23 protein-coding genes are annotated in these 25,548 nt (G+C 61.7%); 2 read left to right on the forward strand and 21 right to left on the reverse strand.

The features are described 5' to 3' along the window. Positions 1-43: 43 nt before the first annotated feature. Positions 44-2,275: a CHASE2 domain-containing protein gene (locus CLU91_RS09550; protein WP_232730690.1), complete on the reverse strand. Its 2,232-nt coding sequence runs from the start codon at positions 2,273-2,275 to the stop codon at positions 44-46. A 17-nt stretch (positions 2,276-2,292) separates the two neighbouring features. Further along, entirely contained in the window at positions 2,293-3,936 is a 1,644-nt protein-coding gene (locus CLU91_RS09555) for an HD domain-containing phosphohydrolase (RefSeq protein ID WP_100876661.1), read from the reverse strand. A 179-nt stretch (positions 3,937-4,115) separates the two neighbouring features. On the opposite strand from CLU91_RS09555, the gene CLU91_RS09560 reads away from it, so the two are divergent. Next, positions 4,116-5,000 carry an MBL fold metallo-hydrolase gene (locus tag CLU91_RS09560; protein ID WP_100873967.1) on the forward strand — a complete coding sequence of 295 codons (885 nt, stop codon included), beginning with the start codon at positions 4,116-4,118 and terminating at the stop codon, positions 4,998-5,000. A gap of 135 nt (positions 5,001-5,135) precedes the next feature. Here the strand turns inward: CLU91_RS09560 and CLU91_RS09565 are convergent, their stop codons facing one another. The 7 genes from CLU91_RS09565 to rpsF all read right to left on the reverse strand — a co-directional run bounded on the left by CLU91_RS09565 (position 5,136) and on the right by rpsF (position 9,938). Further along, a complete protein-coding gene (locus CLU91_RS09565; RefSeq protein ID WP_100873968.1) occupies positions 5,136-6,146 on the reverse strand; it encodes an inorganic phosphate transporter in 1,011 nt (336 codons plus the stop codon). 42 nt (positions 6,147-6,188) lie between these two features. Continuing rightward, on the reverse strand, positions 6,189-6,815 hold the full coding sequence (locus tag CLU91_RS09570) for a DUF47 domain-containing protein (protein WP_010400015.1): 627 nt from the start codon (positions 6,813-6,815) through the stop codon (positions 6,189-6,191). Between the two features lie 93 nt (positions 6,816-6,908). Next, positions 6,909-8,294, reverse strand: coding sequence for a replicative DNA helicase (locus CLU91_RS09575; RefSeq protein WP_071076107.1), 1,386 nt, complete (start codon positions 8,292-8,294; stop codon positions 6,909-6,911). 135 nt (positions 8,295-8,429) lie between these two features. Then, positions 8,430-8,885: a 50S ribosomal protein L9 gene (gene rplI, locus CLU91_RS09580; protein WP_034783456.1), complete on the reverse strand. Its 456-nt coding sequence runs from the start codon at positions 8,883-8,885 to the stop codon at positions 8,430-8,432. Positions 8,886-8,912: 27 nt separating this feature from the next. Next, entirely contained in the window at positions 8,913-9,203 is a 291-nt protein-coding gene (rpsR, locus tag CLU91_RS09585; protein ID WP_010400024.1) for a 30S ribosomal protein S18, read from the reverse strand. Positions 9,204-9,228: 25 nt separating this feature from the next. Next, positions 9,229-9,528, reverse strand: coding sequence for a primosomal replication protein N (gene priB, locus CLU91_RS09590; protein ID WP_034783455.1), 300 nt, complete (start codon positions 9,526-9,528; stop codon positions 9,229-9,231). A gap of 20 nt (positions 9,529-9,548) precedes the next feature. Then, positions 9,549-9,938: a 30S ribosomal protein S6 gene (gene rpsF / locus CLU91_RS09595; protein WP_034750499.1), complete on the reverse strand. Its 390-nt coding sequence runs from the start codon at positions 9,936-9,938 to the stop codon at positions 9,549-9,551. A gap of 276 nt (positions 9,939-10,214) precedes the next feature. Between rpsF and lexA the strand changes: the two genes are divergently transcribed. Beyond that, on the forward strand, positions 10,215-10,850 hold the full coding sequence (gene lexA / locus CLU91_RS09600) for a transcriptional repressor LexA (protein ID WP_071076106.1): 636 nt from the start codon (positions 10,215-10,217) through the stop codon (positions 10,848-10,850). Between the two features lie 66 nt (positions 10,851-10,916). On the opposite strand, the gene CLU91_RS09605 is transcribed toward lexA, so the two are convergent. The 12 genes from CLU91_RS09605 to asd all read right to left on the reverse strand — a co-directional run bounded on the left by CLU91_RS09605 (position 10,917) and on the right by asd (position 25,531). After that, on the reverse strand, positions 10,917-12,158 hold the full coding sequence (locus CLU91_RS09605) for a cystathionine gamma-synthase family protein (protein WP_100873969.1): 1,242 nt from the start codon (positions 12,156-12,158) through the stop codon (positions 10,917-10,919). 106 nt (positions 12,159-12,264) lie between these two features. Continuing rightward, complete coding sequence (purF, locus tag CLU91_RS09610; protein WP_071076105.1) at positions 12,265-13,788, reverse strand: amidophosphoribosyltransferase; 1,524 nt, start codon at positions 13,786-13,788, stop codon at positions 12,265-12,267. A gap of 38 nt (positions 13,789-13,826) precedes the next feature. After that, positions 13,827-14,315, reverse strand: a complete 489-nt coding sequence (locus CLU91_RS09615; RefSeq protein ID WP_100873970.1) for a CvpA family protein — start codon at positions 14,313-14,315, stop codon at positions 13,827-13,829. Between the two features lie 20 nt (positions 14,316-14,335). After that, a complete protein-coding gene (locus CLU91_RS09620; RefSeq protein WP_100873971.1) occupies positions 14,336-15,346 on the reverse strand; it encodes an SPOR domain-containing protein in 1,011 nt (336 codons plus the stop codon). Positions 15,347-15,370: 24 nt separating this feature from the next. Next, entirely contained in the window at positions 15,371-16,669 is a 1,299-nt protein-coding gene (gene folC, locus CLU91_RS09625) for a bifunctional tetrahydrofolate synthase/dihydrofolate synthase (RefSeq protein WP_100873972.1), read from the reverse strand. Between the two features lie 108 nt (positions 16,670-16,777). After that, the gene (gene accD / locus CLU91_RS09630) at positions 16,778-17,650 is read right to left on the reverse strand and encodes an acetyl-CoA carboxylase, carboxyltransferase subunit beta (RefSeq protein WP_010400390.1); all 873 of its coding nucleotides are present in this window, start codon (positions 17,648-17,650) and stop codon (positions 16,778-16,780) included. Positions 17,651-17,848: 198 nt separating this feature from the next. Further along, the gene (trpA, locus tag CLU91_RS09635; protein ID WP_100873973.1) at positions 17,849-18,646 is read right to left on the reverse strand and encodes a tryptophan synthase subunit alpha; all 798 of its coding nucleotides are present in this window, start codon (positions 18,644-18,646) and stop codon (positions 17,849-17,851) included. 99 nt (positions 18,647-18,745) lie between these two features. Then, positions 18,746-19,993, reverse strand: coding sequence for a tryptophan synthase subunit beta (gene trpB / locus CLU91_RS09640; RefSeq protein ID WP_100873974.1), 1,248 nt, complete (start codon positions 19,991-19,993; stop codon positions 18,746-18,748). Beyond that, a complete protein-coding gene (locus tag CLU91_RS09645; RefSeq protein ID WP_100873975.1) occupies positions 19,986-20,669 on the reverse strand; it encodes a phosphoribosylanthranilate isomerase in 684 nt (227 codons plus the stop codon). The genes trpB and CLU91_RS09645 overlap by 8 nt, the downstream gene beginning before the upstream one ends. A gap of 22 nt (positions 20,670-20,691) precedes the next feature. After that, the gene (gene truA, locus CLU91_RS09650; protein ID WP_071076099.1) at positions 20,692-21,522 is read right to left on the reverse strand and encodes a tRNA pseudouridine(38-40) synthase TruA; all 831 of its coding nucleotides are present in this window, start codon (positions 21,520-21,522) and stop codon (positions 20,692-20,694) included. A gap of 174 nt (positions 21,523-21,696) precedes the next feature. After that, a complete protein-coding gene (locus tag CLU91_RS09655; RefSeq protein ID WP_442906429.1) occupies positions 21,697-24,153 on the reverse strand; it encodes a FimV/HubP family polar landmark protein in 2,457 nt (818 codons plus the stop codon). A gap of 250 nt (positions 24,154-24,403) precedes the next feature. Further along, a complete protein-coding gene (gene asd / locus CLU91_RS09660; protein ID WP_100873976.1) occupies positions 24,404-25,531 on the reverse strand; it encodes an aspartate-semialdehyde dehydrogenase in 1,128 nt (375 codons plus the stop codon). Positions 25,532-25,548 lie beyond the last annotated feature (17 nt).

Below are 25,548 nucleotides of genomic sequence, written 5' to 3' on the forward strand. Positions count from 1 at the left end.
ACGGATTTTGATTTCCAGTCAGAAATTTTTCTGCCGGCGATGGTTACTTTGTCTGGAAATTGGTCACACCATCCCAGTCCTCGCCAGGCGGCGTTGCGCGATACTGGCGCAGGCGTCCGGCGTACAGCCGGCGCAGCCCATCGTCTGGCAGTTCCGCCAAGATTGCCTCTGCGCCATCCCAGTCGAGCGCACGCAACAGTTCCAGCACGCGCGACCAACGCGCCAGCAGCGCCAGTTCGCCGGCGTCGACGTCTGCCAGCAAGCAGCGCGGCTCGAAAATGGCCACCGGTTCAGTCTTGCCCTTGACCCGCACGCGGTCCAGTTCGCGGTAGGCGAATTGCGGCGCCTGCGCACGCGTGAATTCGCTCACGGCGATGCCCACGCCATACACCTTGGTCATGCCTTCCAGGCGCGCGCCCAGGTTGACGGCGTCGCCCATCACGGTATAGGCGCGGCGGATGCGCGAGCCCATGTCGCCCACATGCATCAGGCCACTGTTGAGGCCTATGCCGATCTGCAACGGCGGCCAGCCGCGCGCCTGGAATTGCTGGTTCAACCGACCGGCGCTGCGCTGCATCAGCAGGGCGCTGGCCACGGCACGGCCCGCATGGTCGGGAAACGCCACCGGTGCGCCCCAGAACGCCATCACGGCGTCGCCGATATATTTGTCCAGCGTGCCGCCGTGGCTGTCGCGGATGTCTTCCGACATGGCCGTCAGGTACAGGTTGATATATTCGCGCAACTGCTGCGGCGTCATCTGTTCCGAAATGGCCGTAAAGCCGCGCACGTCGGCAAACAGCACCGTCAGCTCGCGGCTTTCGCCATCCATGCTGTAGCGGTCGGGATTGTCGGCCATCTGTGCCACCAGTTCCGGCGCCACGTACTGGCCGAAGCGCGACACCAGCGCCCTGCCCTTGCGCACTTCGAAAAAATAGCCCCACGCCAGATTGGTGACGAACAGCGCCGCAATCAACAGCAGCAACACGGCAACATCGAGCGCCGCGTCGAAGTAGTGATACAAGCACCAGTTCAGGCCCAGCGCGCCGGCCAGCGCCGCGCCGGCCAGCAACACGGCCGCCGCCGGCGCGGCCAGCGCCAGTGCGCCGCCGAGCAGCAAACCCGCCAGCACCACCTGGCCGAACTCGATCGCCAGCGCATAGTCGGGGCGCGACTTGAACTGGCCGTCAAGGATGGATTTGATCAGGTTGGCGTGCACTTCCACACCGGGAAACTCGGCATTGACGGGCGTGGCGCGAATATCGTTCAGGCCGGCGGCTGTGGTGCCCACCAGCACGATGGCGCCGTGCAGCACGTCCGCCGGCACCGCCCCCATCAACACGTCGGCCGCCGACACATAGCGGAAGGCGCCGCCGTCCGGGCCGCCCTTGCCGCGAAACTCGATGGTGGTGGTCAGGCCTTCGCCGACCGGGATATCGAGGCGTCCGCGCGGCGTGAATACGGCGATGCGGTCCAGGCCGCCGTGCTCGCGCTCGGCCTCGGACAACTTGTCGGCGGTCTGGCCGAACACGGGTGCGATCGCGCGCGCCTTCAGGTACACGCTGGCCGTGGCCAGCGACAGCGACGGGTAATACGCGTCGCCGATGCGCGCAAGCAGGGTCGATGAGCGCAGCACGCCGTCGCTGTCGGTCAGGGCCGTAAAGATGCCGGCCCCTTGCGCCGCCTGTTGCAGCTGCGCCAGGTTGGCGGCATAGCCGGGCGACGTAAACGCCGTCACCGTGCGCCCGTTCAGATCAAGCACGGTGAACGCCGGCTTGGGCAGCATGCCTTTCTTTTGCCGGTCCGACACGCTATAGCCGAGCACCACCGGCTGGCCGCGCATCGCCTCGGCAAACAGGGCGTCGTAATCCATCCGCGGTTTCAGGCGTTCCAGCTGGGCGCTCAAGCCCGGCACGCCGGCCAGTTCTCCCTTGGCCAGGCCGGCCAGCACGCCATAGCCGGAACTGCTGTCGGGTTCGGGAAACGAGATATCGAAGCCGAGCGCGGCCACGCCATAGTGGCGCGTCAATTGCGTCACCAGCCGCGCCTGCACGTCGCGGCCCCAGGGATAGCGGCCGATCCGGTTCAGGCTTTTTTCATCGATATCGACGATCACGATGCGCTTGTCGAGCTGCGGCGCCTCGGCACGCATGCGCATGTCGCCCAGCATGGCGTCCAGCCGGCCCAAGGTATCGGCGCCGAACAGACCGATGCTGGCGCAGGCGGCCAGCAGCGTCAACAGCGCGCCCAGCAGCAGCCGCACGCCATGCTTTTTCATGACAGCAAGCCAGCGCATCAGGGCACGTAACCGGGAATGGCCGCCTCGTCGACGGCATCGATCTGTTCGGGATGCATGTGCTGCCGGGCAAACGCCAGGTACACCTTGCTGCGAATAAAGACATCGAACAGGTCGGGATCGATATGGCCGTTCAGGCTGAAGTGGCCCAGGATGCGCAGCGACTCGGACAGCGACTTGCCCTTTTTATAGGGACGGTCGCGCGCCGTCAGCGCCTCGAAAATATCGGCGATCGCCATCAGCCGCGCCGGCACCGACATCTGCTCGCGCGTCAGCCCGCGCGGATAACCGTTGCCATCCATGCGTTCATGGTGGCCGCCCGCGTATTCGGGCACCTTTTGCAAATGCTTGGGCCACGGCAATGCTTCGAGCATGCGGATCGACACCGAAATATGGTTGTTGATGATCTTGCGCTCGGCATCGGTCAGGGTGCCGAAACGGATCGTCAGATTCTCCAGCTCATTGGCGTCAAGGAAATCGCGCTCGACACCGTCGGGGCCGGTCCAGCGCCGCGCCGCGATCGTGCGCACCCGTGCCTGGTCGGCCGGCGACATGCCTTCGCCGCCGATATTGACATGGCGTAAAAAGTCGCGCTCTTCGCGCAGCACCATTTGCTGCTGCTGCATTGCTTGCGCGATCTCCTGCTGGCGTTCGGGAGCCGCCAGCTGTTCTTTTAATGCGCTAATTTCCACGTCGCGCAGCAGTACTTCGAAGCGCGTGTCGACCAGGTGGATGCGGTCATGGATGGTTTCCAGCTTGGTGGCCTTGTCGACCACATGCACCGGAGTGGTGATCTTGCCGCAATCGTGCAAGAGGCCAGCCAGCCACAGCTGCTTGCGTTCGTTTTCGCTCAGCTGGAAAGCAGCCATCGGCCCCGTATCGACCGCATGCACGGCGTCGGCCAGCATCATGGTCAGTTTCGGCACGAACTGGCAATGGCGGCCCGTGTACGGCGACTTTTCATCGATGCCGATATTGATCAGGTTGACCAAGGACTCCAGCAACTGTTCCAGCTGGCGCAGCAGCAATTGATTGGTCAGCGCCACTGCAGCCTGCGCCGCCAGCGCCTCGATAAAGCGCTGGTCGGTGGCGGAAAACGCCTGCACCGCGCCGGTCGCGCGATCCTGGGCATTGATCAATTGCAGTACGCCGATCAGCTCACCTTCATGATCGCTCATCGGCACCGTCAGGAAGGAAGTGGAACGGTAGCCATAATGGTCGTCAAAGGCACGCATGCCCGAGAAATTGAATTCGCCCGACTGGTAGACATCGTCGATATTGACCGACACGCGGCGATGCGCGGCGTACGCCGCCACCGATGCCAGGTTGGGTGCGCCGTCTTCCAGCCACAGCGCCACGCCCGGCACGCCGACCGCCACGCCGGCGCTGGCGCCCTGGCGCAGCCCCAGGCTGTCGTTGATGCTGATATGAAATTCCAGGCTGCGCCCATCGGCGCCGGGACGGTACAAGGTGCCGCCGTCGGCGCCCGTCATGTCCTTGGCGACCAGCACGATGCGTTCGAGCAGGGGCGTGATATCGCCGCCGTGCAGCATGCCTGCCGCCGCGCCACGGCCCAGTTCGACGCTCAGTTCAGTCAGCTGGTCGAGCCGCTGGGCGATTTGCTCGGGGAGCAGCTGGAGCATGATGGTGGACTGGGGAAGTGGCAACAACCGCAAGTGTACCGTTGCCAGCTGCCGGCTGTACATTACAAAAAGGCAACAACCGAAAAAAGATTTCCGAAACGCAACAACTATTAAAAATGCCGTTTCTTGCCCTACAATTAGAATAGAATCAACAATCGTTACACTATAACAAGGCAGTGATGAAATTCACCTTCAGGGGCGTGCGCGGTTCGATCCCCTCGCCCGGTCCGCACACGGTGCGCTACGGCGGCAACACGACCTGCATCGAAGTGCGCACGGCCAGCGGCGCCCTGCTGGTACTCGATGGCGGCAGCGGCCTCTTTGCCCTGGCCCGCGCACTGCCGCCAGGCCCCGCCACGGCCCACATCCTGATCACCCACAGCCACTGGGACCATATCCACGGCCTGCCCATGTTCGCCCCGCTGTTCATCCGCGGCAGCCGCGTGCGCCTGTATGGCGCGGCGGACGCGGCCGGCAATGGCATCGAACACGTGATGGCCACGCAGTTGCAGAACAATTATTTTCCCGTCAGCGAAGCGGCCATGGCGGCCGAGATCGACTACCGCACCCTGGCCGTCGGCGAGCGCGCGGAAGTGGCCGATGCGGTGGTGACGAATGCCAAAATGAACCATCCGGTGATCAACCTCGGCTACCGCATCGAGTCCGGCGGCGCCTCGCTGTTTTTCAGCGGTGACCATGAACCGTTCGACAACCCGCATGCCAGCGGTTCGCCCGCCCATTCCGCCTGCCAGGCCATGATCGCGCAGCGCCAGGCCGCCATCGACCAGACCATTGCCGGCGTCGACGCGCTGATCATGGACTGCTCGTACACGCGCGACGAATACGAAGCCAAGCGCGGCTGGGGCCACGGCACCTTCGACGGCGCGTTTGAACTGGCCCTGCGCTGCGGCGCCAAACGACTGTATTGCACCCACCATGAACCGGGCCGCAGCGACGATCAACTGGAAGCGGCTTTTGCCGACGTGATGGCGCGCTTTGCCGTGCGGCTGGGGGCGTTGCAGGTGTTCCTGGCGGCCGAGGGCATGACCGTCGAGCTGGGCTAAGGCTGTGTATATAGACTAGCGAACGGTGAAGCCACGCAGCATGAAGCGAACAAGAGCGGCCAGTCATTCTCGACCACCAGACAGATAAAAAAAGGGAGCCTGAACGGCTCCCTTTTCAATCGCGACGGTACTTCATCACATGATATGGTGGCCGATCCACCAGGCCACTGCCGCAACGAACGCGGAAGCGGGAATCGTGAAGATCCAGGCCCAGACGATGTTGCCCGCGACGCCCCAGCGCACGGCCGACATTTTTTGCGACGAGCCGACGCCGACGATGGCGCCCGTGATGGTGTGCGTGGTCGACACGGGAATGCCCAGCGCCGTCGAGACGAACAGGGTGATGGCACCGCCCGTTTCGGCGCAGAAGCCGCCGACGGGTTTCAACTTGGTGATCTTCTGGCCCATGGTCTTGACGATGCGCCAGCCGCCGAACAGCGTACCGAAGCTGATGGCCGTGTAGCACGAGATGATGACCCACAGCGGCGGCATCGCATCGGCTGCGTTCGAGTAGCCGGCGGCGATCAGCAGCATCCAGATGATGCCGATGGTCTTTTGCGCATCGTTGCCGCCGTGGCCCAGGCTGTAGGCGGCTGCCGATGCCAGTTGCAAACGGCGGAACCACTTGTCGACCTTGCGCGGCGTCGAGCGGACAAAAATCCACGACACCAGCAGCATCATGATCGAACCGAACACGAAACCCAGCACCGGAGCGATGACGATGAAGGCGACGGTTTTCCACAGGCCGGCCGCGACCAGCGCGCCCGTGCCCGACTTGGCGACGGCGGCGCCCACCAGGCCGCCGATCAGGGCGTGCGAGGACGACGATGGAATGCCGTAGTACCAGGTAAACAAATTCCAGAAGATGGCGCCCATCAGCGCGCCGAAGATCACGTACTGGTCGATCACTGTCGGGTCAATGGTTCCTTTTCCCACCGTGGCGGCCACGGTCAGCTGGTGGAACACGAAGATGGCGACGAAGTTGAACGTGGCAGCCATGGCAACGGCGGTCTGCGGTTTCAATACGCCCGTCGAGACCACCGTGGCGATCGCGTTGGCGGCATCGTGGAAGCCGTTCATGAAGTCAAACAGCAGCGCGAGGGCGATCAACAGGCCTAGCACGTAGATGCTGATTTGTATGGTCATTGTAGTTTCTTTTCTGATTCTGGTTCAGGACAGGCCCAACGCTTACGCGTTTTCGACGATGATGCCTTCGATAATATTGGACACATCTTCGCAACGGTCGGTCACGGTTTCCAGAATTTCGTAGATCGCTTTCAGCTTGATCAGGTTGCGCACGTCCGGTTCGTCGCGGAACAGCTTGGACATGGCGGCGCGCATCACGTGGTCGGCGTCCGATTCCAGGCGGTCGATCTCTTCGCAGATGGCGACGATCTTGCGCGAGTTGTCCATGTTGTGCAGCATGGCGACGGCGTCGCGTACTTTTTCGGTACAGGCCAGCACCAGTTCGGCCAGGCGCTTGGCTTCCGGCGTGACGGCTTTCAGGTCGTACAGCGAGACGGTTTGCGCCGCATCTTCCAGCAGGTCGAGGATGTCGTCCTGGCGCGTGATCAGCTGATGGATGTCGTCGCGGTCGATCGGCGTGATGAAGGTCTTGTGCAGCATTTCCACGGTGGCGTAGGTGACTTTGTCCGCCTGTTTCTCGATGCTTTCGATCGCATGCACGCGGTTTTCCAGGTCATCGAAATTGGTCATCAGGCCGAGCATTTCTTTAGCGCCCTTGACGCACAGTTCCGCGTGCTGGTTAAACAATTCAAAAAACTTGCCCTCAGTGGGCATCAAGCGTCCAAACATGTCATTCTCCGTTAAGCATTGAGTCGTGTTATTTACTACAGAAAGCCGCCCCGTATGAGGGGGCGGCCAATGGAATATCAGTGCTGCTGAGTCTTAGTCGCCTTGGTAAAGCGCCAGGCCACCACTGTAATTGCCAAATTTGGTGTACTGCCCCATGAAGGTGAGGCGGATGCTGCCGATCGGACCGTTACGTTGTTTACCGATGATGATTTCGGCCGTCCCCTTGTCTGGCGAGTCGGGGTTATACACCTCGTCACGGTAAATGAACAGGATCACGTCGGCATCCTGCTCAATAGCGCCCGATTCGCGCAAGTCCGACATCACGGGACGCTTGTTCGGGCGTTGCTCCAGCGAGCGGTTCAGCTGCGACAACGCGATCACGGGGCAACCGAGTTCTTTCGCCAGGCCTTTCAAGCCCCGTGAAATCTCGGAAATTTCCGTGGCGCGGTTGTCGCCCGGGCTATTGGCCGACATCAGCTGCAAGTAATCGACGATGATCAGGCCCAGCTTGCCGCATTGACGCGACAAACGGCGCGAGCGGGCGCGCAATTCGATCGAATTCAAGGCCGGCGTTTCATCGATGTACAACTGCGCGTCGTTCATCTTTTGAATCGCGTTGGTCAGGCGCGGCCAGTCTTCGTCGTTCAGGCGGCCCGTGCGCAGACGGTGCTGGTCGAGCTGTCCCACGGAACCGAGCATACGCATGGCCAGCTGGGCGCCGCCCATCTCCATCGAGAACACGGCCACGGGCAAGCCGCTGTCGATGGCCACGTTTTCACCGATGTTGACGGAAAACGCCGTCTTGCCCATCGAAGGACGGCCGGCTACGATCACCAGGTCGCCCGGCTGCAGACCGGAGGTCATGCGGTCGAGGTCGATGAAACCGGTGGGCACGCCCGTGATTTCACTCTGGTTGTCGCGGCTGTACAGCTCGTCGATGCGCTCGACCACCTGCGTCAGCAGGGGCTGGATGGCGGTCCAGCCCTGGGCGCCGCGCGCGCCTTCTTCGGCGATGGCGAAAATCTTCGATTCGGCCTCGTCAAGCATCTGCTTGACTTCCTTGCCTTGCGGGCTGAAGGCCGTGCCGGAGATATCGTCGGCGACGGTGATGAGCTTGCGCAGCACGCCGCGGTCGCGCACGATCTCGGCATAACGCCGGATGTTCGCGGCCGATGGCGTGTTTTGCGCCATGGCGTTCAGGTAAGCGAGTCCGCCCACATCATCGGCCTTGCCGAGCTGGGTCAGGGTTTCAAAAACAGTAATGACATCGGCCGGCCTGGAGCCGTTAATCATCTTGACGATTTGCTCGAAGATGATGCGATGGTCATAGCGATAGAAATCCTCCGCATGCATGAAGTCGGCGATGCGGTCATACGCTGCATTGTCGCGCAACAGACCACCGATGACGGATTGTTCTGCTTCGATCGAATGCGGCGGAATACGGAGGGAATCCAGTTGCGGATCAGAGGGGGCGTTCATGGCGCGAATTATACCCGCTTCGGCGTGCTGGCAAAAATAAAGGGCTGAAAATGAGCGAAAAAAAGGCCACAAAAAAGCCGGGCGAACCCGGCTTTTCATCGTGCGGCAATGCTTGCGGGCCAGGCCCGCAGACAATTACGCGTTCGCGTCTGGTACGACAGCGATAACAACTTCCACGACCACGTCGGTGTGCAGAGCAACCGAAACGTTGTGCTCGCCAACGATCTTCAGCGGGCCGGTAGGCATGCGGATTTGTGCTTTTTCAACAGCAAAACCTTGCTTGGTCAGCGCTTCAGCGATGTCGAAGTTGGTGACGGAACCGAACAGACGGCCATCAACACCAGCTTTTTGAGCAACTTGAACGGTCAGGCCGCTCAGTTTTTCGCCCTGGGCTTGCGATGCGGCCAGTTTGGCGGCAGCAGCTTTTTCCAGTTCGGCGCGCTTGACTTCGAATTCAGCCACAGCGGTTGCCGTGGCACGACGTGCCAGGCGTTGCGGGATCAGGAAGTTACGTGCGTAACCGTCTTTGACTTTGACGACTTCGCCGAGGTTACCGACGTTAACAACTTTTTCTAACAGAATGATTTGCATAGTTCTTCTCCAGGAATATCTGACCGATTAAGCGTGGTGCAGATCGGTGTATGGCAGCAGCGCGAGGAAGCGAGCGCGCTTGATTGCGGTGTCGACTTGGCGCTGGTAGTGCGCTTTGGTACCGGTCAGGCGTGCTGGCATGATCTTGCCGTTTTCCTGGACGAAGTCTTTCAGCGTGTCGACGTCTTTGTAGTCGACTTGCTCAACGTGCGCTGCGGTGAAGCGGCAGAACTTCTTACGTTTGAACAAAGGGTTTTGCTGTTTGCGTTTTTCTTTAAGCTTGAGCTTATTTTTGTCGAACTTTTTACCGAATGCCATGTCAGGCTCCTGTATCTAAAATGCGCTAGTCAGAATTGACTGCACTAAAATCAATGATGTGAAACACCAAACTCTTGCTGTTGCGGCTCTTCCTGGCCAGGAAACCCGTGAACTGATACACCCCGCCCAAGCTTGCCTGGCTGAACCGGCCTGAAATTTCGCCAGCGGCTAGCGCGGCAACATCAAACTCGGTCAAACGGGCAATCCCTGCTTCCATCTGCTGCGAACTGTGTTGCAATACTGCATTCACAATCGGCAACCCTGCCGGGGTATAGCGCAATATTTCGCGCTCGGCAATGATGGCGGTAACTTGTAGCTGGTTCAGCGCACGATCCTGGTCAAGAATTAAGCGGCGGCTGCGGCAGGAGCGGCTGCTGGTGCTTCGGTGCGGTGGCTTTTGGCCGCGTCTTCGCGTTGTACCGATTTCATCATCGGCGAAGGAGCTGTTTCAGCTTTCTTCATTTTAACGGTCAGGTGACGCAACACGGCATCATTGAATTTGAATGCTGTTTCCAACTCGACCAGGGTCTCGTTGTCGCATTCGATGTTCAGGCAGATGTAGTGTGCTTTAGGCAGCTTTTGGATCGAGTAAGCCATTTGACGGCGGCCCCAATCTTCCACGCGGTGAACCGAACCGCCGCGGGTGGTTACGCTGGCTTTGTAGCGTTCGATCATCGCGGGCACTTGCTCGCTTTGGTCCGGATGGACGATAAAGACTATTTCATAATGACGCATGCAAACTCCTTCAGGTCGGATTGATAATCGCCCACCCCGGCGTCAAGACGGGTGTGGGAAGGTCAGCCGAAGATTATAACCGCCTTTTGCAAACGTTTCAATCATTCCTTCAACAAGCGGCCCGCGCACGGGGCAGGCCAGGCGTTTTTTCCTGCCCATTCCAGTATTTCGCACGAAATTCGCGCAAATAGCGGAAATCCCCTTGCATAGTGGGCGATACTGTACAAAAATACAGACTGTTCATATAGACAGCATTTTAGTATGCACCCACCGCTCATGATCAAGCTGACAGCACGACAAGAACAAATCCTGAACCTGATCAAGGACGCGATTGAAAACACGGGTTTTCCACCCACCCGTGCCGAAATCGCCAATGAACTGGGTTTCAAATCGGCCAATGCGGCCGAAGAGCATTTGCAGGCCCTGGCCCGCAAGGGCGCGATCGAGATTTCGCCCGGCACTTCGCGCGGCATCCGCCTGATCGGTGCGGCCGCTGAAGCGCCGGCATCGAAGGTGCCGGCAGCACTGCTGATGTCGCTGCCCCTGATCGGCCGGGTGGCGGCAGGCTCGCCCATCCTGGCACAGGAAAACCTGGAAGCGAGCTACAACGTGGACCCGGCCCTGTTCTCGGCCAAGCCCGACTTCCTGCTGAAGGTGCGCGGCTGGTCCATGCGCGACGCCGGCATCATGGATGGCGACTTGTTGGCCGTGAAAAAGGTCGACAGCGCCAAGAATGGCCAGATCGTCGTGGCCCGCATCGGCGACGAAGTCACCGTCAAGCGCTACAAAAAAACGGGTTCCGTCATCGAACTGCTGCCGGAAAACCCCGACTTCAAGGTGATCACCGTGTCGCCGGAAGACGAGTTTGCGTTGGAAGGTTTGGCGGTGGGACTGATGCGCAGCTGGCATTAATCAAGTACATGCAAAAAGGGCCGCAACAGCATGACTGTTGCGGCCCTTTTTTATTGTCCAGGCGTTTTATACATCCAGGGCGCTACGGAAATCCTCGAGCAAATCGGCCTCATCCTCAATACCCACCGACACGCGGATCAAGGACTCGGCAATGCCCATGCTGGCGCGGCGCTCGGCGCCCATCTCATAAAAGATCGTGTGCGCGACGGGAATGACGAGGGTGCGCGTGTCACCAAGGTTGCTCGCTGGAATGGCCAGATTCAGGCGATTGAGGAAATCGAAGCAGTCGATACCGTCTTTTAATTCAAAGCTGAACAGCGAGCCATAGCTGCGGAACAAGTCCGTCGCCAGCGCGTGCTGCGGGTGCACTGGCAAACCCGGGTAGTGCACGGCCGCTACACGCGGGTCGGCGGCAAGCATGGTGGCCAGCGCCAGGGCGTTCGAGCAGGTGCGGTCCATGCGCAAGGCCATGGTTTCCGCGCCGACGGCGATATGGTGCGCCGCTTCCGGGCCCAGCGATGCGCCGAAATCGCGCAAGGCCTTGGCGCGGATTTGCGCGATGCCCCACTGCGCCGGCGCCGCCTTTTTGTAGTTTTCAAAGATGTTCGGGTACTGCGTCCAGTCGAACACGCCCGTATCCGTCAAGCTGCCGCCCAGCGCATTGCCGTGGCCGCCGATGGATTTCGTCAGCGCATTGACCACCAGGCCCGCACCCACCGCTTTCGGGCGGAACAGGTACGGCGTGGTCATCGTGTTGTCGACGATGTACAGGATGCCCTTCTCGCGGCACAGGTCGCCGATTTTCTTCAGGTCGGCGATCTGCGTGCGCGGGTTGGCGATGGTTTCCACAAACACGATGCGCGTGGCCGGCGTGATGGCGGCCGCCACGTTGGCGACATCGGTGGCGTCGACGAACGTCACGGCGATGCCCTGCCCCGTCACCGTTTGCCACAGGCTGTTGGTGTTGCCAAACAAAAAGGCCGACGACACCACATGGTCGCCCGCACGCAGCAGCGATTGCACCACGGCGCCGATGGCGCCCATGCCGGTGGCGAAACACAAGGTGGACACGCCGTCTTCCATCTGGTTGACCTTGTCTTCCAGCGCGGACACCGTCGGGTTACCCTGGCGGCCGTAGCGGAAACCCGGCTCCTTGCCCTGGAACACGGAAGCGAGCTGGCGCGCGTCGGCATAACCGAAGGCAACGGAAGTATGCACGGGCTTGTGCAGCGAGCCGTGCTCGATGCCCTTGCGGCGGTCGTTATGCAGGATGGTGGTGGTAAAGCCGTAGGTTTTTTTGGTGGTCATGGTGGAAGTTCCGGAGTTCGATTTGCCGCGTAACCCAAGGCAAATGCCGGGGTCAGACCTGAAGGTCCGACCCCGAAAAAAAGCCCGGCATCGGCCGGGCAGGTACTTATGCTTCCGTTGTTGCCAGGTTCAGGTTCAGCTGGGAACGCGGCGTATCTTCGGGCGCTGCCGCCTTCGGATGGTGGCGCGCATATTCCAGGCGGTCCAGATACTCCTGCGACACGTCGCCCGTCACGTACACGCCATCGAAGCACGACGCCTCGAAGTTGGTGAGCGCCGGGTTGACGTCGGCGATCGCCTGCTTCAGCGCGCCGATATCCTGGTACACCAGGTAATCGGCCGTGATTTCGCGGCACACTTCTTCCGTCGTGCGGCCATAGGCGATCAGCTCATCGCGCGTCGGCATGTCGATGCCGTACACGTTCGGGTAAATCACCGGTGGCGCGGCCGAGGCGAAGATGACTTTCGTCGCGCCCGCTTCGCGCGCCATCTGCACGATTTCACGGCTGGTGGTGCCGCGCACGATGGAATCGTCGACCAGCAGCACGACTTTATCCTTGAATTCGGACGGGATCGCGTTGAGCTTCTGGCGCACGGATTTCTTGCGCGCCGCCTGGCCCGGCATGATGAAGGTGCGGCCGATGTAGCGGTTCTTGATGAAGCCTTCGCGGTATTCCAGGTTCAGCGCCAGTGCCAGCTGGATGGCGGCCGGACGCGAGGAATCGGGAATCGGCATGACCACGTCGATATGCACGTCAGGCAATTCGGCACGGATCTTTTCAGCCAGGTATTCACCCATTTTCAGGCGCGTGGCGTACACCGAGGCGCCGTCGATGACGGAGTCGGGACGGGCCAGGTAGACGAATTCGAACACGCAGGGGTTCAGGCTGGCATTGTCGGCGCACTGGGCGCTGTGCAATTTCTTGTCGGCATCGATGAAGACGGCTTCGCCGGGACCAATGTCGCGCACGAAGCGGAAGCCCATGCCTTCCAGGGCCACGGATTCGGAAGCGATCAGGTATTCAGGACCCTGCTCCGTTTCATTGATGCCCAGGCACAAGGGACGGATGCCGTGCGGATCGCGGAAGGCCAGCAAGCCCACGCCGGCGATTTGCGCGACGGCAGCGTAGCCGCCCTTGACGCGGCGGTTCAGCACGGTGATGGCCTTGAAGATGGCTTCCGGGTCCAGGTTCAGGCCCGTCGTCGCTTCCTGGATTTCATGCGCCAGCACGTTGAGCAGCACTTCCGAATCGGAATCGGTATTGATGTGGCGGCGGTCATTTTTGAACATTTCCTGTTTCAACTGTTCCCAGTTGGTCAGGTTGCCATTGTGCGCCAGGGTGATGCCGAACGGCGCATTCACATAAAACGGTTGTGCTTCCTCTTCGCTCGACGAACCGGCCGTCGGGTAGCGGCAATGGCCGATGCCCGTCGTGCCTTGCAGCGAACGCATGTTACGCGTACGGAAGACGTCACGCACGAGACCATTGGCCTTGTGCATGGAAAACATACTGCTGTGATTGGTCGCAATCCCTGCCGCGTCCTGACCGCGATGTTGCAAGAGCAACAATGCATCATAGAGCAATTGATTGACAGGTTGATGGGAAACGACGCCGACGATGCCACACATGGTGTGCTCCTAAACTGTGCTACTGATTTTAAAAAAATTCAAAATTTCACATGCTGCGCGTAAGCGGCAGGCAGATAAGGCTTGATGGCACGCGCACCCTGCTCCGCGAGCGGACTGAGCAGCGCGTTTTTCCAGAATGACTGCTGCGGTATGGATGTCATGCCGCACAAGATGACGGCGGTCAGCACGATCACCAGTCCCCGCGCCACGCCGAACAGGCTGCCCAGGGTGCGGTCGGCCAGGCTCAGGCCCGTCACCTTGACCAGTGCGTCGACCGTCATGGACAGCAATCCCATCAAAATGCGTACGCCGATGAACAACACCACGAAGGCCAGCAACAAACGGACGGCTTCGCCCGGCACGGCTTCCGGCAGGAATTTCGCCAGGGTGGCGCCATACGCATTGGCGATGACGAAAGCCACGATCCAGCTGACCAATGACAGTATTTCCTTGACCAGGCCACGCATCATGCTGATCAGCACGGACGTCACCAGCACGAACAGCACCAGGTAATCGAAGATCGTCACGTCCGTTCAGCCTTGCAACATCACGCCGGCACCAGACTGCCGCCCAGGCCCAGCTTTTGCAGCTTGGCGCGCGTCTTTTCGGCGTCTTCGCGGCTGCCGAACGGGCCCACGCGCACGCGGATGCGCTCGCCGGCCGGGCTGGAGACTTTCTGCGTATAGGACTTGATGCCCGCGTCGCGCAGCTTGTCCTGCAATTCATCAACCTTGTCCTGCGTCGCCAGGGCCGCCACCTGCACCACGAACTTGCCGCTGCCGGCGTCGTGCGCCTTGTCTTGCGCCTTCTCTTGTGCTTTCTCTTGCGGCTTGCCTTCCAGAATCGCCAGCGCGCGCGCGGCATCGTCGGCCGATTGCGCCGGCTTGGCAGGCTTCGGTTCGGGCTTGGCTTCCGGTTTTACTTCATGCTTGGGTTCAGGCTTGGACTCGGGCTTGGACTCGTGTTTCGGCTCGGGCTTGCTTTCGTGTTTCGGTTCCGGTTTCGGCTCGACCTTGACCGGCTTGGGCTCGGGCTTGGGCTCGGGTTTCGGTTCCACATAAGTTGGCTTGGCAGGCACAGGCTGGACGGCGGCCAGCACGGGCGCCGGCATGGGTGTCGGTGCAGGGGTCGGCTTGGCCGCAGGCGGCAGCGGTGCGTCGATGATTTCCTCGGACTGGTCCAGGCCAGTGTGCGCAGCCGCTTGAGCGGGCGCGGCCGGCACGGGAGCAGGCGCAGGCGCAGCGGCTTTTTCTTTCGACGGAATGTCGATGGCGATATCGTTGAAAGGCGCTTTCGGCTCGGAATCGAGCAGCATCGGCAAGCCGACAGCCACACCCAGGGCCAGAGCGATGGCCCCGACCAGGCGGCGGCGGGCGCGCTTTTTTTCAGGCAAGACCGGGTCCGGCGCTTCCTTGCCGCCACGGCGCGATCCGCCGCCACCGGAGGTGTTGGCGGCGCGCTTGCGGGTCGGCGACTGTGCTTCGCCAGGGACATAAAAGCCGCTGTCTTCGCCAGAGGATTCTTGCTTGTTTTTAAACAGTTTCGAGAACAAGCCCATGCGTGATTTTCAGTCGAGTGCGTTTCAGTGAAGTGAGGATTTTCGGGCCTTCATCACGCCGGCAACGGTGAGGAAAGAACCAAAGACCACAATTCTATCATTCTCACCGGCCCGGCTCATTGCATTTGCAAAAGCTTGTGCCGGATCATCGAAAATAGACACAGTATGCTCGCTGCTGTCGGGCTTATCTTCCAGCATGATCTGCACCTTGGCGGCCAGCTCGGAAGCCGTGGCCGCGCGCGGTGAAGGCAAGCCAGTCAGGCACCAGTGGTCGACGTGCTCGCTCATCGCGGCCAGCACGCCATCGATGTCCTTGTCCTGCATGGAGCCGAACACGGCATAGGTGTACGGGTGGAAACCCATATTGCCCAGGTTCTGGTTCAGCGCCGACGCCGCGTGGGGGTTGTGCGCCACGTCGAGGATCACGCTGGGGCGGCCCGGCAAGACCTGGAAGCGGCCCGGCAGTTCCACCGTCACGAGGCCCGTGCGCACTTCCTGCGCGCCCACTGGCAGTGTCAGCTTCAGCACTTCCAGCGCGGCCAGCACGGCCGTCGCATTGAGGATCTGGTTGGCGCCGCGCAAACTTGGATACGCGAGCGAATTGCGGCGCTGCTCGCGTCCGCCGTAGTTCCACTGCTGCTTGTCGCCCGAGTAATTGAAATCACGGCCCATCAGCCACAGGTCGGCGCCGATGGCTGCGGCATGGTCGATCAAGGATTGGGGCGGCACGGGGTCGCTGCAAATGGCCGCCTTGCCCGGACGGAAGATGCCGGCCTTTTCAAAGCCGATCGCTTCACGCGTATCGCCCAGGTAATCCGTGTGGTCGATATCGACGCTGGTGACGATGGCGACATCGGCGTCGATCACGTTGACGGCGTCGAGGCGCCCGCCCAGGCCCACTTCCAGGATGGCCACGTCCAGCTTGGCCTGCGACAGCAAATGCAGGATGGCCAGGGTGGTAAATTCGAAATACGTCAGCGGCGTGTCGCCGCGCACGGCTTCGACGGCATGGAAGCTGGCGACGAGCTGCTCGTCGCTGGCCATCTCACCCAGCACGCGCGCACGCTCGTTAAAATCGAGAAAGTGCGGCTTGATGTACAGCCCCACTTTGTAGCCGGCACGCAACAGCACGGATTCCAGCATGGCGCAGGTGGAGCCTTTGCCATTCGTACCCGCCACCATGATCACGGGGCAAGTAAACGCCAGTTGCATGCGCGCCTTGACGGCTTGCACGCGGTCCAGGCCCATGTTGATCTGGGTTTCCGAATGGCGGGTTTCCAGCATGGCGAGCCAGTCCGGCAAGGTGGTGGGGAGGTTTTGCATGGGAGACTTCTTGAAGGATGCGATGCGCAAGGCGCAGAAGAGATATAACGAGGCAGGACGATGTAGGTCGGGTTAGGCCAAAGGCCGTAACCCGACGCCAGCGGTAAATTAAGCCAGCACTTCCACAGCCTGGTTTTGCAACAAGGCCAGCAGACGCGCGATTTCTTCGCGCATCTTGCGGCGGTCGACGATCATGTCGACGGCGCCCTTGGTGACGAGGAACTCGGCGCGCTGGAAGCCTTCCGGCAGTTTTTCGCGCACGGTGTTTTCAATCACGCGCGGGCCGGCAAAGCCGATCAGCGCTTTTGGCTCGGCAATGACGACGTCGCCCATGAAGGCGAACGAAGCGGACACGCCGCCCATGGTCGGGTCGGTCAGCACGCTGATGAATGGCAATTTCTTTTCCGACAACTTGGTCAGCATGGCCGTGGTTTTTGCCATCTGCATCAGCGACAGCAAGCCTTCCTGCATGCGCGCGCCACCGGTGGCGGTGATGCAAATGAATGGCACCTTCTGTTCCAGCGCGATTTGCGCGCCGCGCACGAAGCGCTCGCCCACGACGGAGCCCATGGAGCCGCCCATGAATTCGAATTCGAAGCACGCCACGACCACTGGCAGGCTCATGATGGCGCCGCCCATGACGACCATCGCATCCGTCTCGCCCGTCGCTTCCATGGCGGACTTCAGGCGGTCCGGGTATTTCTTGCTGTCCTTGAACTTCAGGGTGTCGACGGGCAGGATTTCCTGGCCGATTTCATAGCGGCCACCCGCGTCGAGCAGGCTGTCGAGGCGTTCACGCGCGCGGATGCGCATGTGGTGGTCGCATTTCGGGCACACGTGCAAATTCGATTCCAGGTCCGTGCGGTACAGCACGGCTTCGCACGACGGGCACTTGACCCACAGGCCTTCCGGCATGGTTTTGCGCGCGGCAGCGTCCGAACGCTGGATGCGCGGTGGCAGCAGTTTTTCCAACCAACTCATATTTTCTCCTTGGGCCCTTGTAGGGGTAGCGTCGGTGGACGCCCCCGGCAGACGGTAAACGGCGACGCCCCCATGGGGCGCCACCAGAAATTTTATCTATTGCACAATTACAGGCAAATCAGTGGCCGAAGTGTAGCCGTTTATCGCCGGGCTGTCGAACTTTGCCGTCAACGCATCTTGCGTAAACGGCAATCTTACTCAGGCGTCCAGTGCGGCGCGGATGCCTGCCGTAAAGCTGCGCACGGCGTCGACGGCGCCGCCTTCCGGCGCATTTTCAATCTCCTGGATGATGCGGCTGCCGATCACGACGGCATCGGCCACCTTGGCCACGGCCTTGGCCGTGGCGCCATCGCGGATGCCGAAGCCCACGCCGATGGGTAATTTTACATGCTGGCGGATGGCCGCGAGACGTTCCGCCACCTGTTCCGTATCAATGTTACCGGCGCCCGTGACGCCCTTGAGCGACACATAATAGCTGAAGCCGCCGCCAACCTTGGCCACTTGCGCGATGCGCTCTTCGGTCGAGGTGGGCGCCAGCAGGAAGATCAGGTCGAGGCCTGCTTCGCGCATGGCCGCACCAAACTCTTCGCACTCTTCCGGCGGATAGTCGACGACGATGGCGCCATCGGCACCGGCAGCTTGCGCCGCTGCAATGAAGGCGGCGCTGCCGATGCGCTCGATGGGATTCGCGTAGCCCATCAGTACCACAGGCGTCGTCTGGTTCGTTACACGGAACTGGCGCACATAGCCGAACACGTCGTGGATGCCGACGTTGAATTTCAAGGCCCGCTCGCAGGCCCGCTGGATGACGGGGCCTTCGGCCATGGGGTCGGAAAACGGCACGCCCAGTTCGAGCACATCGGCGCCACCCTCGACGAGCGCGTGCATCAGCGGCACGGTGGCGTCAGGGCCGGGGTCGCCAGCGGTGATGAAGGTGACCAGGCCGGTCTTGTTGTTCGATTTTAAAGTGGCAAAGGTGGTGGCGATACGGGACATGGATATCTTTCGTGGTGATGGATAGAGGAAATAATTTCAACCCAGGAGCAAAGACCGGGGTCGGACCCTGAGGGTCCGACCCCGGCCGTTATTGGGGTCTCAGGAGAAATTGAGTCCCATGCGCTCCGCCACGGTATGCATGTCCTTGTCGCCACGGCCCGACAGGTTGGCCAGCACGATCTGGTCTTTCGGCAAGGTGGCCGCCAGCTTGGCCGCGTAGGCCAGCGCGTGCGACGATTCCAGGGCCGGGATGATGCCTTCGATATGGCAGCAGTCGTGGAAAGCCTGCAGCGCCTCGTCATCGGTGATGGACACGTATTGCGCGCGGCCCGAGTCTTTCAGCCATGCATGTTCCGGCCCCACGCCCGGATAGTCGAGGCCGGCCGAGACGGAATGCGTCTCGATGATCTGGCCGTTGTCATCCTGCAGCAGATAGGTGCGGTTACCATGCAGCACGCCCGGGAAGCCGGCCGTCAGCGAGGCCGAGTGCTTGCCCGTGTCCAGGCCTTCGCCGGCCGCTTCCACGCCGATCAGTTTCACATCGTTCTGGTCGATATACGGGTAAAAGATGCCCATGGCGTTCGAGCCGCCGCCGATGCAGGCGACCACATAGTCGGGCTGGCGGCCCGTCATTTCCGGCATTTGCACCAGGCACTCCTCGCCGATCACGGACTGGAAGTCGCGCACCATCATCGGGTAAGGATGGGGGCCGGCCACGGTGCCGATGATGTAGAAGGTGTTTTCGATGTTCGTGACCCAGTCGCGCATGGCTTCGTTCAGCGCATCTTTCAAGGTCTTGGAGCCGGATTCGACGGGCACGACGGTCGCGCCCAGCAATTTCATGCGGTAGACGTTCTGCGCCTGGCGCTTGACGTCTTCGCTGCCCATGTAGACCACGCATTCGAGGCCGAAGCGGGCGCAGATGGTGGCCGTGGCCACGCCGTGCTGGCCGGCGCCCGTCTCGGCGATGATGCGCGGCTTGCCCATGCGCTTGGCCAGCAAGGCCTGGCCGATCACGTTATTGATCTTGTGCGCGCCCGTGTGGTTCAAGTCTTCGCGCTTGAAATAGATTTGCGCGCCGCCGGCCAGCTCGGACCAGCGCTTGGCGTGGTAGATCGGCGACGGACGGCCGACGAAATGTTTCAGCTCGTAGCGGAATTCTTCGAGGAATTCCGGGTCGACGCTGTAGCGGGCGTAGGCATCCTTCAGTTCGGCCAGCGCATGCGTGAGCGTTTCAGCAACAAACGCGCCGCCATACGGGCCGAAGTGGCCGCGCAGGTCGGGAAACGGGTAATCGGTGGCGTGGAACAATGCGGCGGCGCCGGGCGCGGTGGTGTGGTCATTCATGGTGGTTTCCTCTGGCAATGATGGCATCGGCATCCTGCACCGCGGCGATAAACGCGCGGACACGGGATGCGTCCTTGATGCCCTTGGACGCTTCGACACCACTGCTGATGTCGACGGCGTAAGGGCGCACGCGCACCACTGCGTCAGTCGCGTTTTGTACGCTCAAGCCACCACTTAAAACGACCCGAGGCGCGAGTTCTTTTGGAATGAGGGACCAATCAAATACCTTTCCTGCACCGCCATACGCATCCACATAGGTGTCCAGCAAGAGGCTGGCAAACAAGGGACTGGCGGCGCGATAGCGCTGTTCGTATTCTAGCAAATCTTCAAAGGAGGTGTCGGGTTTGACGCGGAACACTTGCGTAAACGGCGTATTGACGGCACCGGCGAGCGCCGCGCTGTGTTCGGGCGTCTCGTCGCCATGAAATTGCAGCAGAGATAGAGGCGCCACGGCCCTGGTGGCTCGCACCTCTTCCACGGTGGCATTGACGAACAGGCCCACCGTCGTCACGTAGGGCGGCATGGCGGCGATCAGGGCCGCCGCCTGTTCGGGCGTCACATAGCGGGGGCTTTTCGGATAAAACACGAAGCCGATGGCGTCGGCGCCCGCCGCCACGACGGCCTGGATGTCTTCGGCGCGGGTCAGGCCGCAGATCTTGATGCGTGTGCGTGACATGGCTTTTCCTTGAAATAGAACGTCAGAACCAGGGCAAGGCGCTGCTGCTGTCTTGCGGCAACTCCCACTTGGGATCGTAATCGATCTGCGCCAGGTACAAGCCGTCCGGCATGAAGGTGGGCGCGGCCGCGTGGCGGTCTTTACTTTCCAGCAGATGCCCCAGCCAGTCCGGCTTTTCGCGTCCCGTGCCGATGTAGACGAGCGAACCGACCAGGTTGCGCACCATGTGGTGCAGAAAGGCATTGGCCGTAATCGTAAAAATGACGCAATCGCCGCGCCGCTCGATGCGGATGTCGTGCATCAGCTTGACGGGCGACTTGGCCTGGCATTGCGCGGCGCGGAAGGCCGTGAAATCATGCCAGCCCAGCAGCGGCTGCACGGCCTGGCGCATCAGTTCCACGTCCAGCGGACGGAAAAAGAAGCCGGCGCGCCCTTCCACCAGCGGCGAACGGGTAGCGTTGTTGTACAACACATAATGATAGGTACGCGCGCGGGCACTGAAACGGGCGTGAAAGAAGTCATTGACCGTCGGATCGCCTTCGAGTTCCTTGGCCCAGCGCACGGCGATGGATTTCGGCAAGAAGGCGTTGACGCCGCGTACCCACGAGTGCACGTCGCGGTTCAGTTCCGTATCGAAATGCACGACTTGCTCAAGCGCATGCACGCCCGTGTCCGTGCGGCCGGCGCAGGTGGTGGCCAGGCGCACGCGGGCAAACTGCTCCAGCGCGTTTTCCAGCTGGTCCTGCACCGTTTGCCCATCTTCCTGTTTCTGGTATCCATGCCAGGCCGTGCCGTCGTACTGCAGGCCAAGGACGATACGCTTGAAGGGGGTTGCTGTCGTAATATTTTGCATCGAAGCATTATACCGGCGCGGCAGCCCCGGTGCGCCGTATCCCCCTAAGCGAGCGAGACGGCGTTCAGGGCAAGGCGCACGGTCGAAGACAGTACGAATAGTACAAGGTGGACGCCATGACCGTGCAACGCAGCCATGGACGTCGTATCGACGCTTAGCTTAGCTTAGCTTAGCTTAGCTGAGCAAAGCGCGCATGGTATTCGCCTTGGCAACCTGCTCTTCGCTGCCGCCCTTGATGACCTCATCGATCAGCTCGCGCGCGCCTTCCTTGTCGCCGATTTCCTGGTAAGCGATCGCCAGGTCCAGCTTGGTATCCATTTCCATGTGGATGGCCGACAACGGATCGTCCACGCCCACGCTGGCCGTCTTGCCGTCGTTGAGGTCCAGGTCGATGCCGGACAGGTCGAATTCTTGCGCGGGCGGTATGGCTTCCGGCAAGGTCGCTGGCGTTTGCGCATCGTCAAACAGGCTGTCGATCGACGGCTCGGCCGCCGCCACCGGCGCGGCAGCGGGCGCCACCGGCTCGTCAAGGTCGAAATGGGCCAGGTCCACGTCTTTCAACGGGTCAGGCAAAGGCGTCAAACCGGCGCCCACGCCATTCACGGGGCCGGCTGGCGGCTCCAGGTCGAGGCCGAAATCCATGCTGGCGTCATACTGCGCCTCCTGCGGTGTGGACTGCGGCTTGCTGTCCGGCCCCGGCATGATGATCGGGTCGCTGGTGGAGACGGGCTCGAAATCGAGGCTGTCGAGGTCAAAATCGAGGGGGGCGCGTGCATCGCTGACGGGAACGCTGGCCGGCTCGCCCAACGCTGCGGGCGCAGCCAGATCGTCGGGCAAATCCATGCTCTGGCCATGCAAGTCGTCGCCGGCGCCCTTGCTCAGGCTGACGACGGCGTCGTCTTCCGTGTCCCCATACAGGGGATTGGTGGGATCGAGCGCCAGGCCCAGCGCGGCCGCCTGCGGCCACTCTTCGCCCTGGCCCCGCGTCAGGCTGTACAGCTCGCTGGCCTGGTCTTCGAACGCGCGCACATCATTGCGGGCCGAATAGATTTCCAGCAACTTCAAGCGGGCCGCATGGCGCTCGGGGTGGATGCGCAAGGCTTCCTTGAGAATATCTTCCGCCTGGCCATCGCGGCCGTAGGCAATATACACGTCCGCTTCGGCGACCGGGTCCGTTTCATTCGCGTCGAGCATGCTGGCGCCCGCTGCGGCAGCCACGCCGGCTGCGGCGGCGCCCGTGCCGAACAAGTGGTTGCTCGCTTCGGACTGCTGGTCTTCCGGCGCCAGGCCGGCAGACGGCGCGACGGGCGCTTCCGGTTCGAGGACGGGCGCCACGCTCTCTGGCGCAGGCGGCACGTCCTTGCGGCGGCGCGCGACCACCAGTGCGGCCACGGCGGCCAGCAATGCGGCGATGCCGATGCCGATGGCGCCCAGGTGATCATTGATCTTGTCGGTGATGGTCGGTTCCAGCGGCGATGGTTTTTTCACCAGCGGCACCGGTTTCGCCTTGGGTGCGGGAGGCAGGGCTTCGGCTGGCGCGCTGGCGATGGCGCTGGCCAGTGAGTTTGCCGATGCACTGGCAGCGGCTTCGGCCGGCTTGGCGGGCGCGGGAGCGCTCTTGTCGGCCATGGCCTTGCTCTTGACTGCCATCAACTTTTCCAGGTCGCTGACGTTCTTTTCCAGTTCCTTGACGCGCGCGGCCGCTTCATCGACCTGCTTGGCCTTGGCGATCTTGTCTTCCTCGCTGGCGACGGCGCTCTTGCCGGCCGACTTGGCCGCCGGCTCCGCCTTCGACAGTTTCAGCTTGTCTTGCGACTCGCTCACGGCCGTCGGCTTTTCCTGGACCTTGGTCGCGCCGATCTTGCCGGCCGTGCTTTGCGTCGCCTGCGCCGCCTTGGCCGGCTTGCTTTGCGATACCTGCCCCGCCAGCTTGTTGCGGTAGGCTTCGAAGTCGATGGCGTGCGCCGTCACGACGCCCTTCGCTTCGGCCGCGTCGGTGGCGCGCACGGCGTCCGCGCCCGGCACGGCCAGGATGCGCCCGGCCTGCATGCGGTTCATGTTCTCGCCCCTGAAGGCATCAGGATTGGCGCGGTACAGGGCGACGAGCATCATGTCGAGCGACACGCCCGATGGTTTCAGTTCGCTGGCAATGCGGCTCAGGGTGTCGCCCGCCTTGACCTTGTATTCGCCTCCCGCTTTTTTCGCCGGCGCAGCATCGGCTGCGGCCGGCTTGCCCTTGCCTGGCTGCACGGGCGCCGTCACTTGCGCGCCGCGCGTCTGGCGCGCCTCGGGTGTGTCGAGCACGAACGCATATTCGCGCACCTGGCGCCCGCTCTTGCTGCTCAGTTCCAGCAGCAAATCGACCATGGGCTCGGCCACCGCTTGCGCCGAGCTGATGCGGATGAAGGATTTGCCGTTGCGGTTTTCCACGGCAAACGTCAGCGCGTTCAGGGCCGGATTGAATTCCACGTTGGCCTGGCGGTACGCGTCCGGCGGCGCCAGCTTGGCCAGCAGGCTGGCTGCCTCGCCTGGCTTGACGGCCGACAATTCGACCTCGGCGCGCAGCGGCTGGCCCGCAGCGGACAGCACGGTAATCTTGCCGAGCTCGGCTGCGGATACCGCCGGTGACAATAACACCGCACAGGCGACAGCGCTGCTGAGTGTTTGAATGGCAAGGGAGGCGACCCGGGGACGAGTGTGTACAGGCATAGTTGGCGGCATCTTAGTTGACATGGGAAAACTGTTACTTTTCCAGATGTATCAACATATCATCATGCCCAGAGCTATGCAAGCTCCGCATGGTTGAGCCTTGACGGGCTCAGGACGAAAAAAAAGCCGGGAAAACCGCCCCGGCTTGATCTTGATCAGCAATTTGTGGCGCTTACGCGTCCAGCAAAATGCGCAGCATGCGGCGCAGCGGCTCGGCCGCGCCCCACAGCAACTGATCGCCCACGGTGAACGCGGACAGGTATTCGCCGCCCATGCTCATCTTGCGCACGCGGCCCACAGGAATCGTCAGGCTGCCCGTGACGGCTGCCGGCGACAGGTCGCGCACGGACGCTTCGCGCGTGTTCGGCACGAATTTCACCCATTGATTGTTGCTGGCGATGATGTCGTTGATTTCATCGAGCGGCACGTCTTTCTTCAGCTTGATGGTCAGCGCTTGCGAATGGCAGCGCATGGCGCCGATGCGCACGCACAGGCCGTCGACAGGGATTTCTTTGGTGCCAAAGTCGAGGCCGCGGCCGAGGATCTTGTTCGTTTCCGCGCCCGCCTTCCACTCTTCCTTCGACTGGCCATTGCCCAGGTCCTTGTCGATCCACGGAATCAGGTTGCCGGCCAGCGGCGCGCCGAATTGCTTGATTTCATCCGGCGAATAGCCGTGCTGGGTGGCCAGCACCTGGCGGTCGATTTCCAGGATGGCGGAAGCCGGGTTGTCCAGCAGGGCCTTGACGGAACCGTTGATGGTGCCAAATTGCGTCAGCAGTTCGCGCATGTGCTGCGCGCCGCCGCCCGATGCCGCCTGGTAGGTCATCGACGTCATCCAGTCGATCAGGTCGTGCTGGAACAGGCCGCCCAGGCCCATCATCATGCACGACACGGTGCAATTGCCGCCGATGTAATTCTTGACGCCCTTGCCCAGCGCATCCTTGATGACGTGCAGGTTGACGGGGTCGAGCACGATGACGGCGTCTTTTTCCATGCGCAAGGTCGAGGCCGCATCGATCCAGTAGCCATTCCAGCCGCTGGCGCGCAGCTGCGGGAAGACGGCACTCGTGTAGTCGCCGCCTTGGCAGGAAATGATGATGTCGCACTTGGACAGTTCGGCGATGTTGTTGGCATCCTTGAGGATGGTTTCATTCTTCGCCATGGCCGGCGCCGCGCCGCCCGTGTTCGACGTGGTGAAAAACACCGGTTCGATGTGGGCGAAATCGCCCTCTTCCTGCATGCGTTGCATCAGGACCGAACCGACCATACCGCGCCAACCTACCAAGCCAACTAATTTCATTACCATTCCTCAAGATG

Source organism: Janthinobacterium sp. 64 (genome assembly GCF_002813325.1).
In the GTDB taxonomy this organism is placed as follows: domain Bacteria; phylum Pseudomonadota; class Gammaproteobacteria; order Burkholderiales; family Burkholderiaceae_D; genus Janthinobacterium.

What these genes read in the sequence shown, in the direction of transcription:
- rplI (WP_034783456.1), bottom strand. Translation starts at nt 8,885, where the DNA reads ATGCAAATCATTCTGTTAGAAAAAGTTGTTAACGTCGGTAACCTCGGC.
- CLU91_RS09645 (WP_100873975.1), bottom strand. Translation starts at nt 20,669, where the DNA reads ATGTCACGCACACGCATCAAGATCTGCGGCCTGACCCGCGCCGAAGAC.
- CLU91_RS09605 (WP_100873969.1), bottom strand. Translation starts at nt 12,158, where the DNA reads ATGACCACCAAAAAAACCTACGGCTTTACCACCACCATCCTGCATAAC.
- truA (WP_071076099.1), bottom strand. Translation starts at nt 21,522, where the DNA reads ATGCAAAATATTACGACAGCAACCCCCTTCAAGCGTATCGTCCTTGGC.
- rpsF (WP_034750499.1), bottom strand. Translation starts at nt 9,938, where the DNA reads ATGCGTCATTATGAAATAGTCTTTATCGTCCATCCGGACCAAAGCGAG.
- CLU91_RS09620 (WP_100873971.1), bottom strand. Translation starts at nt 15,346, where the DNA reads ATGGGCTTGTTCTCGAAACTGTTTAAAAACAAGCAAGAATCCTCTGGC.
- CLU91_RS09555 (WP_100876661.1), bottom strand. Translation starts at nt 3,936, where the DNA reads ATGCTCCAGCTGCTCCCCGAGCAAATCGCCCAGCGGCTCGACCAGCTG.
- trpA (WP_100873973.1), bottom strand. Translation starts at nt 18,646, where the DNA reads ATGTCCCGTATCGCCACCACCTTTGCCACTTTAAAATCGAACAACAAG.
- accD (WP_010400390.1), bottom strand. Translation starts at nt 17,650, where the DNA reads ATGAGTTGGTTGGAAAAACTGCTGCCACCGCGCATCCAGCGTTCGGAC.
- CLU91_RS09550 (WP_232730690.1), bottom strand. Translation starts at nt 2,275, where the DNA reads ATGAAAAAGCATGGCGTGCGGCTGCTGCTGGGCGCGCTGTTGACGCTG.
- folC (WP_100873972.1), bottom strand. Translation starts at nt 16,669, where the DNA reads ATGCAAAACCTCCCCACCACCTTGCCGGACTGGCTCGCCATGCTGGAA.
- trpB (WP_100873974.1), bottom strand. Translation starts at nt 19,993, where the DNA reads ATGAATGACCACACCACCGCGCCCGGCGCCGCCGCATTGTTCCACGCC.
- asd (WP_100873976.1), bottom strand. Translation starts at nt 25,531, where the DNA reads ATGAAATTAGTTGGCTTGGTAGGTTGGCGCGGTATGGTCGGTTCGGTC.
- CLU91_RS09565 (WP_100873968.1), bottom strand. Translation starts at nt 6,146, where the DNA reads ATGACCATACAAATCAGCATCTACGTGCTAGGCCTGTTGATCGCCCTC.
- CLU91_RS09575 (WP_071076107.1), bottom strand. Translation starts at nt 8,294, where the DNA reads ATGAACGCCCCCTCTGATCCGCAACTGGATTCCCTCCGTATTCCGCCG.
- lexA (WP_071076106.1), top strand. Translation starts at nt 10,215, where the DNA reads ATGATCAAGCTGACAGCACGACAAGAACAAATCCTGAACCTGATCAAG.
- rpsR (WP_010400024.1), bottom strand. Translation starts at nt 9,203, where the DNA reads ATGGCATTCGGTAAAAAGTTCGACAAAAATAAGCTCAAGCTTAAAGAA.
- CLU91_RS09570 (WP_010400015.1), bottom strand. Translation starts at nt 6,815, where the DNA reads ATGTTTGGACGCTTGATGCCCACTGAGGGCAAGTTTTTTGAATTGTTT.
- purF (WP_071076105.1), bottom strand. Translation starts at nt 13,788, where the DNA reads ATGTGTGGCATCGTCGGCGTCGTTTCCCATCAACCTGTCAATCAATTG.
- CLU91_RS09560 (WP_100873967.1), top strand. Translation starts at nt 4,116, where the DNA reads ATGAAATTCACCTTCAGGGGCGTGCGCGGTTCGATCCCCTCGCCCGGT.